Genomic DNA, 14,852 nt, shown 5'->3' with positions numbered 1-14,852 from the left:
GTCAGCCTGTTTCCAGCGCGTCCAGGATTTCATGCTGCACCACGCGCTGGACAAAGGGCACCAGCCCGTCGGGGCCGGAGGCTCTGTCTTTCAGGTGAATGCAGATATCCGGCCTGCGTGACGCAATGATGCCCACCATTTCACCACGCACCTTATCATCCAGACCTGCGCCCATGATGGCGCAGACGATGCGTGGTTCGGCATCCAGTTGCCGCCGGACCTCCTCCTGATCATGCGCGCCCAACCACTGGATCGGCAGGTGATCCAGCTGTCGCGCTACGTCGCCGATCACATTTGGTAGTTTTCCTATCAACAGAACTACCGGCTTCATTGCCTTCTCCTCTCAATTGAACCCGATTGAGGGTTTTTACTAATGGTGAGACAAGTATAGCACGAGATTGACGAATATGGTTTTGAAGTGGCAAAACCAATGAACAGGAATGCGTTCGTGAAGAATGTTCTATTTATTTGTGGCAAGGCACGGATGCGCAGCCCCACTGCCGCCGATATTGTGGCGAAATGGCCTAGTTACCGAACTGATTTTGCAGGTCTCAGCCAAGATGCTGACGAAAAAGTCTCAACCGAACACATCGATTGGGCCGATGTGATCATTGTAATGGACGGCCGTCAAAAGAAACGTTTGTCCGACCAATTTGGGGGCTGTATCAGGGATACCAAGATTATCGTTCTGGGTATCCCTGACAAATTTGAATACATGTCGCCCGAGCTAGTCGATGTTATGACGCCGAAGCTGCGGCGAGTTTTGGTTGCCCCGAATTAGCTGGAACTACCCACCAATGTCGCGACAATCGCTTTGGCACTGTCCGAGTTCCACTCGGCATCGCCGATCAGGCGGGCGATTTCGTTGCCATTGGGGTCCAGAATTACGGTGATCGGCAGGGCGATTACTCCCATTTCACGCGCAACGGCGGAACCGGGGTCCTGATGGCGAGGCAGGTTGTTGATGCCGTTTTCTTCGAAGAACTTCTTGATGCCGGCAGGTGAGTTGCGGCCGGTGGCCAGTGTCAGAACCTCGAACTTGTCGCCGCCGAACTCTTCCTGCAACTCGGCGATCTGAGGCATTTCCTTGCGGCAGGGGGCGCACCAGGTGGCCCAGAAGTTCAGCAGGACATATTTGCCCTTGTAATCTGCCAGCGTCGCAGTGCCGCCATCATCCTCAAGCTGGAATTCGACCGCTTCGACGGGCTTGGGCTCTTTGTGCAGAATGAGCCGTTTCAACGTGCCGTCGCGCAGCGGGCCCAGAGTTTCCGCATCCGTGGCCAAAGCCGCATTTGCACCCAGCGCAAGGGCCATATAAAGGGGGATCAGACGAAATAGGCGCATATCAACTCCGGGTTTTCTTACATGACCGATCAATCTTCGAACCAGATGTGGGGCGGCCGCTTTGCCGCCGGTCCAGACGCGATCATGGAGGCGATCAATGCCTCGATCGGGTTCGATCAGCGGATGGCAGCCCAGGACATTGCAGGCTCGCGCGCCCATGCCGCCATGTTGGCCGCCACAGGCGTCATAAGTGATAGTGATGCGCAGGCCATTCGGGAAGGGCTGCTCACCGTTTTGTCAGAAATCCAGAACGGAGAATTCCAGTTTTCGACCGCTCTGGAAGACATTCACATGAATGTCGAGGCGCGGCTGAAAGAGGTGATTGGTGAGCCCGCAGGCCGCCTGCATACTGGGCGTTCGCGCAATGACCAGGTGGCGACCGATTTCAAACTCTGGGTCCGTGATCAATTGGATGCGGCGGAATCCGGGTTGTTGGCCCTGATCCGCGCGCTTCTAGCACAGGCTGAGGCCGGGGCGGATTGGGTCATGCCCGGTTTCACCCACCTACAAACGGCGCAGCCGGTGACATGGGGGCATCACATGATGGCCTATGTCGAGATGTTTGGCCGCGACCTTAGCCGCGTCCGGGATGCGCGTGCCCGGATGAACGAATCCCCGCTGGGGGCCGCCGCTCTGGCTGGCACGTCCTTCCCTATCGACCGCGAAATGACGGCCGAAGCGCTGGGCTTTGACCGCCCTGCCGCCAATTCGCTGGATGCGGTCAGCGACCGCGATTTCGCGCTGGAGTTCCTGTCGACCGCCTCGATCTGCGCCGTCCATCTGTCGCGCTTTGCTGAGGAACTGGTGATCTGGTCTTCGGCCCAGTTCCGGTTTGTGACGCTCTCGGATCGCTTCTCGACCGGGTCCTCGATCATGCCTCAGAAGAAAAACCCCGACGCGGCAGAGCTGATCCGCGCCAAGGTGGGGCGCATCTTTGGGGCCAACACAGCGCTGATGATGGTCATGAAGGGTTTGCCGCTGGCCTATTCCAAGGACATGCAGGAAGACAAAGAGCAGGTCTTCGACGCTGCCGATAACTGGATGCTGGCGCTGGCGGCGATGGAAGGCATGGTCAAGGACATGACCGCCAACCGCGACAGCCTTGCAGCGGCGGCGGGGTCAGGATTTTCGACTGCGACAGACCTCGCCGACTGGCTGGTCCGCGTTTTGGGCCTGCCGTTCCGCGATGCGCACCACGTCACCGGATCGTTGGTGGCTATGGCCGAAAACAAAGGCTGTGACCTGCCGGACCTGACGCTTGAGAACATGCAATCGGTCCACGCAGATATCACCGACGATGTCTATTCTGTCCTTACGGTCGAAAATTCGGTAAACTCGCGCCAGTCCTATGGCGGCACGGCGCCGGATCAGGTGCGTGCCCAGATCAAGCGGTGGAAGGCACTGGTGTGATGAAAATCCTTCGTGTGGGGCTGTTGGTCGTCGCAGGGTTCTCTCTGGCGGCTTGCGGAGCCGATGGCGAACCGATTCAACCGACCATGAACGCCAATATCGGTGTTGGCAGCAGTGGCACCTATGTCGGAGGCGGCATTGGCCTGCGAACGGGTGGGTTGGGCATCTATTTCGGGCGCTGAATCAAACGGATTGCAATTCGTGCAAAACATGCCCATGTGCATGGGTGAACCGGCCTTGCGCCGATACCCTAAAGATTGACGATACAATGAGAATTTTCGGCCTGATCCTGTCCCTCGCCGTGCTGGCGGCCTGCGAACCTTCGTCCTCTCCACGCCCGGAACCTGCGCCTGAACCCAGCGGGTCGGGCATTTCGATCTCGGGCTATGGTCGGGTTGGCGTTTCGGTCACAAACTGATCGAACGCCGCAGCATGCGCGGAATCCATTGATCCGCCCTGCGGTTTTGGTCTAAGCGCGCAGTCATGGATCACTTTATCTACCGCGACGGCGCGCTTTTCGCCGAGGATGTTCCCATCTCCGAGATCGCTTCTGCGGTCGGAACCCCGTTCTATGTCTATTCGACCGCGACTCTGCTGCGGCACTTCCAGCTGTTCGACGACGCGCTTGAGGGCACCGACCATCTGGTGTGTTACGCGATGAAGGCGGCCAGCAATCAGGCGATCCTGAAGACGCTGGCGCAGGCGAGCGCTGGGATGGATGTGGTTTCGGGCGGAGAATATCTGCGCGCCAAGGCGGCAGGCGTTCCGGGCGACAAGATCGTATTCTCAGGCGTTGGTAAAACCGCCGACGAAATCCGAACTGCGCTGACCGGCGGTGTCCGCCAGTTCAACGTGGAATCCGAGCCTGAGATGGAGGTGATCAACGCGGTCGCGCTGGAATTGGGTGTCGTCGCACCGATCACCGTTCGGGTGAACCCGGATGTGGACGCGAAGACCCACGCCAAGATCGCCACCGGCAAGTCCGAAAACAAGTTCGGCATCCCAATTGCCCGTGCCTCTGAGGTCTACGCCCATGCCGCCACCCTGCCGGGTCTGGAAGTGATCGGGATCGACGTCCATATCGGCTCGCAATTGACCGAGCTGGAACCGTTCGAGCTGGCCTATACCAAGGTCGCCGAACTCACCGAACAGTTGCGCGCCGAGGGGCATAACATTCGCCGCCTCGATCTGGGCGGCGGCTTGGGCATTCCCTATACCCGCGCCAACGATGCTCCGCCGCTGCCGGTGGAATACGGTGCGCTGATCAAGAAGACGCTGGGCCATCTTGGTTGTGAGATCGAGATCGAACCAGGCCGCCTGATTGCGGGCAACGCGGGTTTGATGGTCAGCAAGGTGATCTATGTGAAGTCCGGCGAGGGCCGCGATTTTCTGATCCTCGACGGGGCCATGAACGACCTGATCCGCCCTGCGATGTACGAGGCGTATCACGATATCGTCGCCGTAAAAGAGCCTGAGCCGGGTGCTGAACAGCAAACTTATGACATCGTTGGTCCCGTGTGCGAATCCGGGGATACCTTTGCCAAGCAGCGCAACATGCCGCCGCTGGCACCGGGTGATCTGGTCGCCTTCCGCAGTGCCGGGGCATATGGTGCCGTGATGGCCAGCGAGTACAATACCCGCCCTCTGATCCCAGAGGTTCTGGTGCATGGGGATCAATTTGCAGTTATTCGTGAACGCCCAAGCTTTGACGAAATCATAAACCGCGATACCATACCTGAGTGGCTCTGACGCGATGACCGTGCGGGCCTGTTCAGGAGGCCCGCCTTGACCGCAAGACAGACCCTGCCAATCCCGAGACTGTCCCTGTGGCTGACGCATGCAGGGATGCTGGCCGAGCAGGTTTTGCGCGCTTTCTGGCCGTTTTTCTCGATTTTCATGGTGATTCTGGCTGCTTTGATGCTGGGATTGCAGGATCACGTCCGGGTCGAAATGGTCTGGGGCGTCGGCGTTGCGGCGCTGATTGCACTGTTGGTTGCACTGATCTGGGGCATTCGGCGATTCCATTTACCCAAACGGGCTGAGGCGCTGATGCGGCTGGACGAATCCCTGCCGGGGCGTCCGATTCAGGCGTTGATGGACGATCAGGCCATCGGCGCGATGGATGCGGACTCGGTGGCATTGTGGCGTGCGCACCAGACTCGTATGGCAAAAAGGGCCGCGCAGGCAGAGCCGGTCAAACCCGATTTGCGGTTGGCCGATCGTGATCCCTATGCGCTGCGGTATTCTGCTTTGCTGGCATTGGTGATCGCGGGTCTGTTCGGCTCATTCTGGCGCATTGGCTCTGTGGCCGAGATGGCACCCGGCGCGGCTGTGGCCGGACAGGGGCCCAGCTGGGAGGGCTGGGTAGAACCGCCGCGTTATACCGGCCTGCCGACGCTGTATCTGGCGGATCAGTCCGGCCCGATCCTGTCGGTTCCGCAAGGCAGCCGCATTACCCTGCGTTTCTACGGCGAGGTTGGCGCCCACAATCTGACCGAGACCACATCGCCATTAGGGGCCGAAGGTGCGACAGACCCGGAACAGGATTTCGTAGCGGACCGTTCGGGGCAGATCGTGATTGGCGGGCCGTTGGGGCGCGAGTGGGCGCTGAATGTGCTGCCGGACATGTCCCCTCAGATCGCCGTGACCGGCCGCGCAGAGGCTGAGGCGGGTGGTCAGATGAAGCTGCCTTTTGCGGCACAGGATGACTATGGCATTGTTTCCGGCACAGCAGTGATCGCGCTGGATCTGCTCTCGGTCGACCGCCGCTATGGCCTGACCGCCCAACCCGAACCGCGCGAGGTGATTGAGGTTGAACTGCCGATGCCGATCACCGGGGATCGGGCGGATTTCACCGAGGACCTGATCGAGGATTTCTCTGAGCATCCGTGGGCGCATCTGCCGGTTGAAATCACACTGATGGCGCGGGATGCGGCAGATCAGCAAAGCCAGTCCGAACCTTTCATGACGTCACTTCCGGCCCGGCGGTTTTTTGATCCGCTGGCAGCTGCTGTTATCGAACAACGGCGCGACCTGCTCTGGACGCGGGAAAACGGCCCGCGCGTGGCGCAGCTGTTGCGGGCGGTCTCGCATCTGCCCGAAGGGTTCTTCCGTTCGGACACTGCTTATCTGCGCTTGCGTGTGACCCTGCGTCGGTTGGAAATGTTTAACGAATACGGTCTGAAACCGGAACAGCAGGCCGAGATTGCGCAGGCCCTTTGGGATTTGGCAATCCTGATCGAAGAGGGGACGCTGGCCGACGCGTTAGAGCGTATGCGCCGGGCGCAGGAACGTCTGTCCGAGGCGATGAAGAATGGTGCCACGGATGAGGAAATCGCCGAACTGATGCAGGAGCTGCGCGAGGCGACGCAGGACTACATGCGACAGTTGCAGCGGCTGGCCCAGGAAAATGGCGAGTTCGACGAGAACCAGCCGGGCCAGAACGGCGAGTCCATGCAGATGACGCAGGACGATCTGCAACGCATGATGGACCGCATTCAGGAACTGATGGAACAGGGCCGCATGGCCGAAGCGCAGCAGGCGTTGGAAGAGTTCCAGCAGATGATGGAGAACATGCGCGTCACCCAAGGTCAGGGTCAGGGCCAGCAGTCCGAGGGCCAACAGGCGATGGAGGGGCTGGCCGAGACTCTGCGCGAACAACAGGGCCTCAGCGATCAGGCATTCCGCGATTTACAGGAACAGTTCAACCCCGGTGCGCAGTCCGGCGAAAGTCAGGGCAATGAAGGTCGCAATGGCGGTCAGGGCCGTGGACAGAGCCATGAGGGACAAGGCGGTCAGGGTCAGGGCTCGGATCAGGCGGGTGAAGGTCAGCAGGGTGAGGGATCGCTAGCGGATCGTCAGCGGGCCTTGCGGGATGAGCTTGGCCGACAGCAACAGAACCTGCCCGGTTCCGGAACGCCTGAAGGCGAGGCTGCACGTGACGCCTTGGGCCGCGCGGGTCGGGCGATGGACGAAGCTGAACAGGCGCTGCGCGGCGACGATCTGGCCGAAGCCATTGACCGCCAGTCCGAGGCAATGGAAGCCCTGCGTGAAGGCATGCGTTCATTGGGTGAGGCGTTGGCCCAGAACCAGCAGAACCAACCGGGGCAGGGCTCACAGGAAGGCGACATGCAGGCCAACAACCGCGATCCGTTGGGCCGTAGCCCCGGCGCGAACGGGTCAATCTCGACCGATGACAACCTGTTGCAGGGCGAAGATGTCTATCGCCGCGCGCGGGAATTGCTGGACGAAATCCGCCGCCGCACCGGCGAAACGGATCGGCCCGAGATCGAACTGGAATACCTCAAGCGTCTGCTTGAGCGGTTCTAATCGCAGTCTTCTCTGAATCAGTTCTGCCCGGCACCTGCCTGCGCCTCAAGCCACAGCCGTGCCTGATCAACCAGAGACACGTAAGGCTTCAGGATCGGTTCGGCTGCCGGCACGGCTTCGCCGATCTGCCGGGCATTGCCGTAAACCATCATCAGGATAACGCCGACAATCAGCATCAGCGCGAAGCCGCGCATGAAGCCGCCACGCGATTTCCGGGGCAGGGGCTCAACGGTTTCTGCGCTTGTGGCCGCATCATCACTGCGCAGGCTTGAGTTGATCGCCTCGACATCTGGCAAGGCATCCTTAAGGCCTGCATCAGCGGCGGTCTCGCTGGCTGTCAGTTCCTTGATGGCACGGTCAGTGTCGGGTTCCGCAGGGGCGTCCAGCGCCAGATCGGGCTGGGTCTCAAGCCCGCCGCCTTCCTGCTTGCGCAACTCTGCCTCGCGATCAGCCTCTTCCTTGAGGATGCTGGCAACGGCGGGGTCTATGTTCCCGGTGGCAGGTGCCTCAGGGGCGGGTTCTGGTTCAGGCTCAGGTTGCTGCGCGGGAGGGGCCTTCGCCTCTGGGGTCGGTTCTTCCGCGGCCTTGGGGGCCGGGGCAGGCTCTGGCTTTGGCTCTTCAACCTGAGGTTCCGGTGCCGCAGGTTGCGCTGGCTCGGCTGCTTCCTGTTCCGGGTGTTTGGGTTGAAACCAGGTCTTCTCACAATTGGAACACTGAACGTCGCGGCCTTCCTCTGGGATGACCTCGTCTGGAACCTCGTACTGGGCACTGCAATTCGGACACGTAAGACGCATGCTGCCTCCTGGTCGATCCATCGACCCGATAATAGTTTTTTCGGGAATGATATTCGGTTAAGACCCCGCAGCAAAGGGTGTTTTCGGCCTGATCGCTTAACTGTCACCCATTCGACCCGCTACAGGCATTGAATCCGCCAACGGGCTCGGGCAAGAAGACTGCAACAAGAACGGGGGCCCCTGTGATCGAGCTGGAAAACGTCAGCTACACCTATGGCGGTGGAGAGTTGCTGAGCGACGTCTCACTGCAATTGCAGCCAGGGTCGTTTCACTTTCTCACCGGTCCGTCCGGTTCGGGCAAAACCACGCTGCTCAAGCTATGTTATGGCGCGCTGTTGCCGACATCCGGACGGCTAAGCGCGTTCGAGCAGGACATTGCACGGCTTGACCGCGATCAGATGGCCCTGCTGCGCCGCCGGATCGGTGTGGTGCATCAGGATTGCCGGTTTCTGGATCATATGACCTTGTCCGAAAACGTAGCGCTGCCGCTGATGGTCTCGGGTCGCGGCGAGGCGGCACAGCATGGCGATCTGTCCGACCTGCTGAACTGGGTCGGGCTTGGGGCGCGGCTGGATGCGCTGCCGCCCGAACTGTCCGGGGGCGAACGTCAACGCGCCGCCTTGGCCCGCGCGGTGATCCTGTCGCCGGACGTGGTGCTGGCGGACGAACCCACGGGCAATGTCGACTGGGAGATGTCTCAGCGCCTGCTGCGCCTGCTGGTCGAGCTGAACAAGATGGGTAAAACCGTGCTGATCGCCACCCATGACCTGAGCCTCATCCGCGCCGCTAAAAGTCAGGTCCAGGCGCGTGTACTGCGCATCTCGCAGCGCCGGTTGCAACTGGCGGGGGCAGATTTATGAGCAAGGGCACCATTCGTCAGCTGTTGCAGCGCGACGCCCGGGCCGACCGGGTTGTGCCACCCACGGGCTATACGGCGCAACTGACCCTGTTCGTGTCAGGCGCTATGGCGTTTCTGGCGGTGTTTGCGCTGGCGCTGTCTCTGGCTTCGGGTCGGCTGGCCGAGCGTTGGGGGACCGAACTGGCCGGGGCCGCCACCTTGCGGATCAATGCTCCTGCCGACCAGCTTGCGGCCCAGACCCAAGCTGCGCTGACCGTGCTGAGCCAGACCCCCGGCGTGGCCACGGCTCGCGCGCTGACGGCCGAGGAACAGGCGGCCTTGCTGTCGCCCTGGTTCGGGCCCGACCTGCCGATTGAAGCTTTGCCAGTGCCACAACTGATCGAGATCATCGAAGGCGAACCCGGTATGGACGCCACTGGCCTGCGCCTGCGGCTGGGGGCCGAGGTTCCCGGAGCGGTTTTGGACGATCACACCCGTTGGCGTGAGCCATTGGTAGAAGCAGCGACCTCGCTGCGGCGGCTGGGATGGGTTTCGATCCTGCTGATCGGCGGCGCGACGGCGGCCATGATTACGCTGGCGGCCAACGCCTCACTGGCCGCAAACGCTCAGATCATCGAAGTGCTGCGTCTGGTGGGTGCCCGTGATGGGTTCATCGCCCGCGCCTTTGTCCGGCGCTTTACCTACCGGGCGTTTTTTGGTGCAGTGGTTGGCGTCCTGCTGGGTATGACCGGCGTTCTGTTGCTGCCCGAAGCCTCGGACGCAGGCGGGTTTCTGACGGGACTGGGATTTCGGGGGTTTAGCTGGCTGTTGCCAGCGTTGATCCCGGTGCTGGGCGCGGCGGTGGCTTTTCTGGCCACCTGGACGGCCGCCAGCCGCAAATTGAAGGAGCTGTCGTGATGGTCATGGCGTTTCAATGGGTCCGGTCGCTGATCTTCATGGTCGTGATCTATGCGTGGATGCTGATACTGGGCATCGTTTTTGCGCCATATGCCCTGTTCACCAAACGCGGTGCACTGCGGGCCTGCAAAACCTATGCGCGAACTACCCTTTGGCTGGCCCGCTGGATGGTCGGCATCCGCTCGGAAGTGCGTGGCGCGGTGCCGGTGGACGAAGTGGTGATCGGGGCCAAGCACCAGTCCTTCCTCGACATCATCATGATTTTCGACGCGATACCCCATGGCAAGTTCATCATGAAGAAAGAGCTTCTGTGGACACCTGTCATCGGCATGTACGCCCGTCGCCTTGGCTGTATTCCGGTCGATCGCGGCAAAAAGGGTGCTGCGGTGGCCAAGATGGTCAAGGACGTCGCCAAGGAGTTTACCGAACCCGGTCAGCTGGTGATTTATCCGCAAGGCACGCGCGTCGCGCCGGGCGTTCAAAAACCCTACAAAGTTGGTACTGCCGTCCTGTATGAGGGGCTGGGCTTTCCTTGCGTACCGGTGGCGACAAACGCCGGTGTCTTTTGGCCACGCACCGGTATCCTGCGCAAGCCCGGTCTGGCGATTGTTGATTTCCTTGAGCCGATCGAACCCGGAGTCACACGTGACGCCTTCCTTGGGCGGCTGGAAAACGAGATCGAGACCCGCTCAAACGCATTGATGACAGAAGTGGGGTTTGACCCGAATGGAGTTCATTGAAGATATCGAAACGCTCGAAGGGTTTTATGGCACTCCGGGCGCACCCGCGTTGCGAAAAGTGGCGCATAGTCTGACGCCGCTCTATCGCAAATGGATCATGGCTTCGCGCCTGTGCATCCTCAGCACCGTTGGCCCCGAAGGTGTGGATGGCAGCCCGCGCGGGGATGACGGCCCGGTGGTGCTGGAACTTGACCCCAAGACACTGGCGATGGCGGATTGGCGCGGCAACAACCGTCTGGATTCCTTGCGCAATATCGTGCGTGATCCGCGGGTGTCGTTGATGTTCATCGTGCCGGGTTCCAACAATGTAGTGCGGGTGAACGGAACCGCCCGATTAACCGCCGACGCAGGTCTGCGCACCCGGTTCGACAAAAACGGCAAACAGCCCGCCACCGTTGCTGTGATTGAAATTGCCGAAATCTACACGCAATGCGCCCGCGCGATGATGCGCGCCCGGACCTGGACCTGTGGCGATGACAGCGCTGCCCTGCCAACGATCGGCGAGATTTTGGCCGAAACGAGCAAGGGTGAAGAGGGCGGCGCGCAATACGACGCGGACTGGGGCGCACGAGCCGAAAAGACGATGTGGTGATCAGTCCACATTTCGCCATGAAATCGACATGAGTGTAGACAATTGAAGGGCCAACAATAGGATACCGAAAAAATCGGAGGCCTCGATGCAGCAGTTACAAACCTTTCTGGGTTCGTTCTTTGAGCATGTCCGCGGCGTGCTTATGTCTCCGCTTGATCCCGGAAATCGCATCTATGTCCTTTATCTGGCAAGTTCGGTTCTGATCGCGTTTGGCATTTATGTCGTAAGACGAAAGAAAGCGCTGGACGTGTTTGGTGCAAAAAGCTTCCTGGGTTTTTTGTTTCCGAGGAAGGTCTGGAAGCACCCCTCGGCCTGGCTGGATGTCAGATATTTCTTTTTCCACATGTTCATCGGTCATTTCCTGATGCTTACCCTGTGGGCGGGTGCTGCGGCCCTTGGGTATAAGCTGGCCAGCGGAGCCCTGACCGGGCATGAGGTCACGAATGCACAGCCGTTGGAAGGCTGGCAGGGCGTTGCCGTGACCGTTGCCTTCATGTTCGTGTTGTTCTTGATTTTGGACTTTATCGCATTCTACATCCACTACTTGCAGCACAAGGTCCCTCTGCTGTGGCAGTTTCACAAAGTGCATCACAGCGCCGAAGTCATGCATCCGATTTCCAACTTTCGGGAACACCCTGTTGATAATCTGGTCTACAAGGCATTGATCGGGTTTGGCACTGGGGCCGTTACCGGGCTCGCGTTTCGGATTCTGGGTTATCACCCAAGCATGCCAGTATTGCTCGGCGTGCCGGTGCTGATGTTCATGTTCAATTTCTTTGGCTACAACCTTCGCCATTCGCACATCTGGTTGCGGTGGCCCGGCATCTGGTCAAAGGTTTTTCCTTCACCAGCGCATCATCACGTTCATCACAGCTGCCACCCGGACCATTTGGACAAGAACTTTGCGTTCATGTTCCCGGGTTGGGATGTGTTGTTCGGCACATACGTGATGCCGGAAGACGACAGAGATGTGAAATTTGGTGTGACGGACAAGGATAAGGGTCATGAACTGGACAGCTGCATGAAGCTTTACTTTGTGCCGTTCCGAGACGCATGGCGTCTGTTCCGGCCTGCACGTCGCCCCGCCGGACAGCCAAACCAGCCGCAAACCATGAGCAATGAGCCTGCGGAATAGATACTATTGGGGCAACCCGGTCGGTTCGCGGTTGCCCCTTCCGTAAATCAGCTGTGAATAGGCCCGTCACCACAAGCCAGAGCAGCTTCGCGCACGGCTTCGGAATAGGTGGGATGGGCATGACACGTCAGGGCCAGATCTTGGGCTGACGCGCCGAATTCCATGGCCACACAGACCTCGTGGATCAGATCGCCCGCAGCAGGGCCGATGATATGCGCGCCCAGAATGCGGTCGGTTTCCTTGTCCGCCAGAATCTTAACGAACCCGTCCGCAGCAAAGTTTGCCTTTGCGCGTCCGTTGCCCATGAACATAAACTTGCCGACCTTATAGGCGCGGCCCTGTTCTTTCAGCGTCGCCTCGGTCTCGCCGACATTGGCCACTTCGGGCCAAGTGTAGATTACGCCCGGAATGACGCCATAGTTCACATGGCCATGCTTGCCGGCGACCTGTTCGGCGGCGGCCATGCCTTCGTCCTCGGCCTTGTGCGCCAGCATCGGACCTTCGGTGACATCCCCGATCGCATAGATGCCGGGCACATTGGTCTGCCAGTCGCTGCCGACCTTGATCTGACCACGCGGCGTCATCTCAACACCCAGAACGTCCAGCCCTAGCCCATCCGAGAACGGTTTGCGTCCGGTGGCAACCAGTACGGTATCGGCGTCGATCACGTGTTCACTGTCATCCTTGAGCAGTTTGTACGTGACTTTGGCCTTGGTTTTGGTGGCTTCGGTCTTTTGTACCGCGGCGCCCATCACAAACTTCAAGCCCTGTTTCTTGAGGATACGCTGGAAGGTTTTCTGCACTTCGGGGTCCATACCCGGCGTGATTTCCTTGAGGAATTCGATCACTGTAACCTCCGCGCCCAGACGGCTGTAGACCGAGCCCAGCTCCAGCCCGATGACACCGGCGCCAATCACAACCATCTTTTTCGGGATCTTGCCCAGTGACAGCGCTCCGGTCGAGGTCACGACGACCTTTTCATCCACCTCGACACCCGGAAGCGCGGATGGTTCGGACCCCGATGCGATGATGATGTTCTTGGTCTCATGCACCTCATCGCCCACTTTGACCTGACCGGCAGCGGGGATCGAACCCCAGCCTTTCAGCCAGTCGATCTTGTTCTTCTTGAACAGGAACTCGATACCTTTGGTGTTGCCCTCGATGACCTCGTCCTTGTAGGCCTGCATCTGTTTCCAGTCGACCGAGGGGCTTTTACCCTTCAGGCCCATCTTGGCAAAGTTATGCTCGGCCTCATGCAGCTGATGCGAGGCGTGCAGCAGCGCCTTTGACGGGATACACCCCACGTTCAGGCAGGTGCCGCCCAGCGCCTCGCGTCCTTCGACAACGGCGGTTTTCAGGCCCAGCTGGGCGCAACGGATGGCGCAGACATAGCCGCCGGGGCCAGCGCCGATTACGATGACGTCATAACTTGCCATGGAGGGTCTCCTTGAGAATTCGGGCAGTCGCAGGGGTGGAACCACTGCTGCGGTTGTATATCAGCGGAGTCACAATAGCACCGCCAAAAGCATGAAGGTGGTGGCTAAAAAACCTGTGAACCAGATGACACTGCGCCACGGTTTCCAGCCATAGAAATATGCGGGGATATAAAGCACCCGCGCCAGAAGATAGACCCAGGCACACGCGGCGGTGAAACCCGTTGCCTGACCCGAAAGCGTTACGACCGTGCAGGCAATCGCGAACAGGATCAGCCCTTCGAAATGGTTGTTCATGGCACGGTACAACCGCGCCGTCCCATCCGACAGCTGATCCTCAAGCGATCCGCCCAGCCGCGCCCGGTCGCGGGCGGACATGGTTTTCCCCGGCCCCAGTTCCAGATTGGCCGGGATGGCCATCAAAGCGAACTGTATGACCTGTAGCAGCGCTGCAAGGGTCAGGGCCGTGAGTACCGGGGTCATACGGACGCATCCTCGCTAACAAGTACCGCAACATCTTCCCACCTTTGCAAGAACAATTGGCCCGGAAAAACGAAGAAAGCAATCAGCATAAGAAAACCCAGAAAATTCGGTTCTAAACCGCGACGTGCCTCATTGTAGTAGGAGAGTCCGTCTACACGAGTTATCCAATAGCTACCAAAGAATGCGGTAAGAAAAAACACAGGGGCTCCGATGAGAAAGAAGCGCTTGTACCGAGCTTTTCCCGTCAGAAATAGAAGCCGTTTACACACATGGCATTCATGCGCAGTGAACTTGTTCCGCCCTTTCCCCGGATTCGTTTGCTCCATGCGAAAAAAGGGTTGGATAGTTGCACATTCAGGACACCGAATGCCTGCAATTTGTGATAAAAAGCCAGGACGTGCTCCAGGCCTTAAACGGCTGATTGCGTTTACTTTGCTGTCCCGCATCTAAACTGTGCTTCCGTTCGTCCAAATGGTACCGAGTTGTGATGGAACATACCCACTTTGAAATATGTCTAACTCACTCGGTCCATTTAGATGTCCTCAACTGCACTACTTCAGCAGTGGCTAAACTGGCTCTAACACTTTTACCTGAATATGCGCCACGCCACCGCGTTCATGATGCATGGCCAGCTCTTCCGAGTCGAAAAAGCTGCGCGCCTTTGCAAGATCGGCAACCTCGAACATCGCAACGGCGTGGTCGCGCTGATCGGGGTCTTTCCAGATGTGGAGGTCGCGGATTCCCGCGGCCTCGCGCATCGGTTTGTCTTCGCGGAACACTTTCAGCCAGACATCGAAATCGGCCACGTCGGCCTGCCAGAGTACATGCGTTGCCAT

General features: G+C 59.4%; 17 protein-coding genes. 11 read left to right on the top strand and 6 right to left on the bottom strand.

Annotated elements, in window-relative coordinates:
- Position 1 precedes the first annotated feature (1 nt).
- Complete coding sequence (locus ACOQOY_RS09465; protein WP_420585194.1) at positions 2-331, bottom strand: hypothetical protein; 330 nt, start codon at positions 329-331, stop codon at positions 2-4.
- Between the two features lie 117 nt (positions 332-448).
- On the opposite strand from ACOQOY_RS09465, the gene ACOQOY_RS09460 reads away from it, so the two are divergent.
- Positions 449-781 (top strand): phosphotyrosine protein phosphatase, encoded by a 333-nt coding sequence (locus ACOQOY_RS09460; RefSeq protein ID WP_420585193.1) that lies wholly within the window; start codon positions 449-451, stop codon positions 779-781.
- Here the strand turns inward: ACOQOY_RS09460 and ACOQOY_RS09455 are convergent.
- Positions 778-1,344 (bottom strand): TlpA disulfide reductase family protein, encoded by a 567-nt coding sequence (locus tag ACOQOY_RS09455; protein WP_420585192.1) that lies wholly within the window; start codon positions 1,342-1,344, stop codon positions 778-780. The two genes, ACOQOY_RS09460 and ACOQOY_RS09455, sit on opposite strands and share 4 nt — an antisense overlap.
- A 21-nt stretch (positions 1,345-1,365) precedes the next feature.
- On the opposite strand from ACOQOY_RS09455, the gene argH reads away from it, so the two are divergent.
- The 5 genes from argH to ACOQOY_RS09430 all read left to right on the top strand — a co-directional run bounded on the left by argH (position 1,366) and on the right by ACOQOY_RS09430 (position 7,083).
- A complete protein-coding gene (gene argH, locus ACOQOY_RS09450; RefSeq protein ID WP_420585191.1) occupies positions 1,366-2,754 on the top strand; it encodes an argininosuccinate lyase in 1,389 nt (462 codons plus the stop codon).
- Positions 2,754-2,936, top strand: coding sequence for an argininosuccinate lyase (locus ACOQOY_RS09445; protein ID WP_420585190.1), 183 nt, complete (start codon positions 2,754-2,756; stop codon positions 2,934-2,936). Before argH ends, ACOQOY_RS09445 begins: the two co-directional genes overlap by 1 nt.
- A gap of 86 nt (positions 2,937-3,022) precedes the next feature.
- Entirely contained in the window at positions 3,023-3,172 is a 150-nt protein-coding gene (locus ACOQOY_RS09440) for a hypothetical protein (RefSeq protein WP_420585189.1), read from the top strand.
- A 65-nt stretch (positions 3,173-3,237) separates the two neighbouring features.
- The gene (lysA, locus tag ACOQOY_RS09435; protein ID WP_420585188.1) at positions 3,238-4,503 is read left to right on the top strand and encodes a diaminopimelate decarboxylase; all 1,266 of its coding nucleotides are present in this window, start codon (positions 3,238-3,240) and stop codon (positions 4,501-4,503) included.
- A 36-nt stretch (positions 4,504-4,539) separates the two neighbouring features.
- A complete protein-coding gene (locus tag ACOQOY_RS09430) occupies positions 4,540-7,083 on the top strand; it encodes a TIGR02302 family protein (protein ID WP_420585187.1) in 2,544 nt (847 codons plus the stop codon).
- Positions 7,084-7,100: 17 nt separating this feature from the next.
- Here the strand turns inward: ACOQOY_RS09430 and ACOQOY_RS09425 are convergent, their stop codons facing one another.
- Complete coding sequence (locus ACOQOY_RS09425) at positions 7,101-7,877, bottom strand: zinc-ribbon domain-containing protein (RefSeq protein WP_420585186.1); 777 nt, start codon at positions 7,875-7,877, stop codon at positions 7,101-7,103.
- Positions 7,878-8,059: 182 nt separating this feature from the next.
- Between ACOQOY_RS09425 and ACOQOY_RS09420 the strand changes: the two genes are divergently transcribed.
- The 5 genes from ACOQOY_RS09420 to ACOQOY_RS09400 all read left to right on the top strand — a co-directional run bounded on the left by ACOQOY_RS09420 (position 8,060) and on the right by ACOQOY_RS09400 (position 12,100).
- Positions 8,060-8,737, top strand: coding sequence for a cell division ATP-binding protein FtsE (locus ACOQOY_RS09420; protein WP_420585185.1), 678 nt, complete (start codon positions 8,060-8,062; stop codon positions 8,735-8,737).
- Entirely contained in the window at positions 8,734-9,633 is a 900-nt protein-coding gene (locus ACOQOY_RS09415; RefSeq protein ID WP_420585184.1) for a cell division protein FtsX, read from the top strand. The genes ACOQOY_RS09420 and ACOQOY_RS09415 overlap by 4 nt, the downstream gene beginning before the upstream one ends.
- A complete protein-coding gene (locus ACOQOY_RS09410; RefSeq protein ID WP_420585183.1) occupies positions 9,633-10,373 on the top strand; it encodes a lysophospholipid acyltransferase family protein in 741 nt (246 codons plus the stop codon). The genes ACOQOY_RS09415 and ACOQOY_RS09410 overlap by 1 nt, the downstream gene beginning before the upstream one ends.
- The gene (locus tag ACOQOY_RS09405; protein ID WP_420585182.1) at positions 10,360-10,965 is read left to right on the top strand and encodes a pyridoxamine 5'-phosphate oxidase family protein; all 606 of its coding nucleotides are present in this window, start codon (positions 10,360-10,362) and stop codon (positions 10,963-10,965) included. The genes ACOQOY_RS09410 and ACOQOY_RS09405 overlap by 14 nt, the downstream gene beginning before the upstream one ends.
- A gap of 85 nt (positions 10,966-11,050) precedes the next feature.
- Positions 11,051-12,100: a sterol desaturase family protein gene (locus tag ACOQOY_RS09400; RefSeq protein WP_420585181.1), complete on the top strand. Its 1,050-nt coding sequence runs from the start codon at positions 11,051-11,053 to the stop codon at positions 12,098-12,100.
- Positions 12,101-12,147: 47 nt separating this feature from the next.
- Here ACOQOY_RS09400 and lpdA read toward each other — a convergent pair whose 3' ends face one another.
- From lpdA to ACOQOY_RS09385, 3 genes are all read right to left on the bottom strand, one after another.
- Complete coding sequence (lpdA, locus tag ACOQOY_RS09395) at positions 12,148-13,536, bottom strand: dihydrolipoyl dehydrogenase (RefSeq protein WP_420585180.1); 1,389 nt, start codon at positions 13,534-13,536, stop codon at positions 12,148-12,150.
- Positions 13,537-13,605: 69 nt separating this feature from the next.
- Complete coding sequence (locus ACOQOY_RS09390) at positions 13,606-14,016, bottom strand: MAPEG family protein (RefSeq protein WP_420585179.1); 411 nt, start codon at positions 14,014-14,016, stop codon at positions 13,606-13,608.
- A 566-nt stretch (positions 14,017-14,582) separates the two neighbouring features.
- A complete protein-coding gene (locus ACOQOY_RS09385; RefSeq protein WP_420585178.1) occupies positions 14,583-14,852 on the bottom strand; it encodes a hypothetical protein in 270 nt (89 codons plus the stop codon).

The sequence above is a fragment of the Ruegeria sp. genome, from assembly GCF_965221235.1.
Classification (GTDB): Bacteria; Pseudomonadota; Alphaproteobacteria; order Rhodobacterales; family Rhodobacteraceae; genus Ruegeria.
Note: the sequence above shows the minus strand (reverse complement) of the source record. Positions and strands in the feature narration are given on the sequence as shown.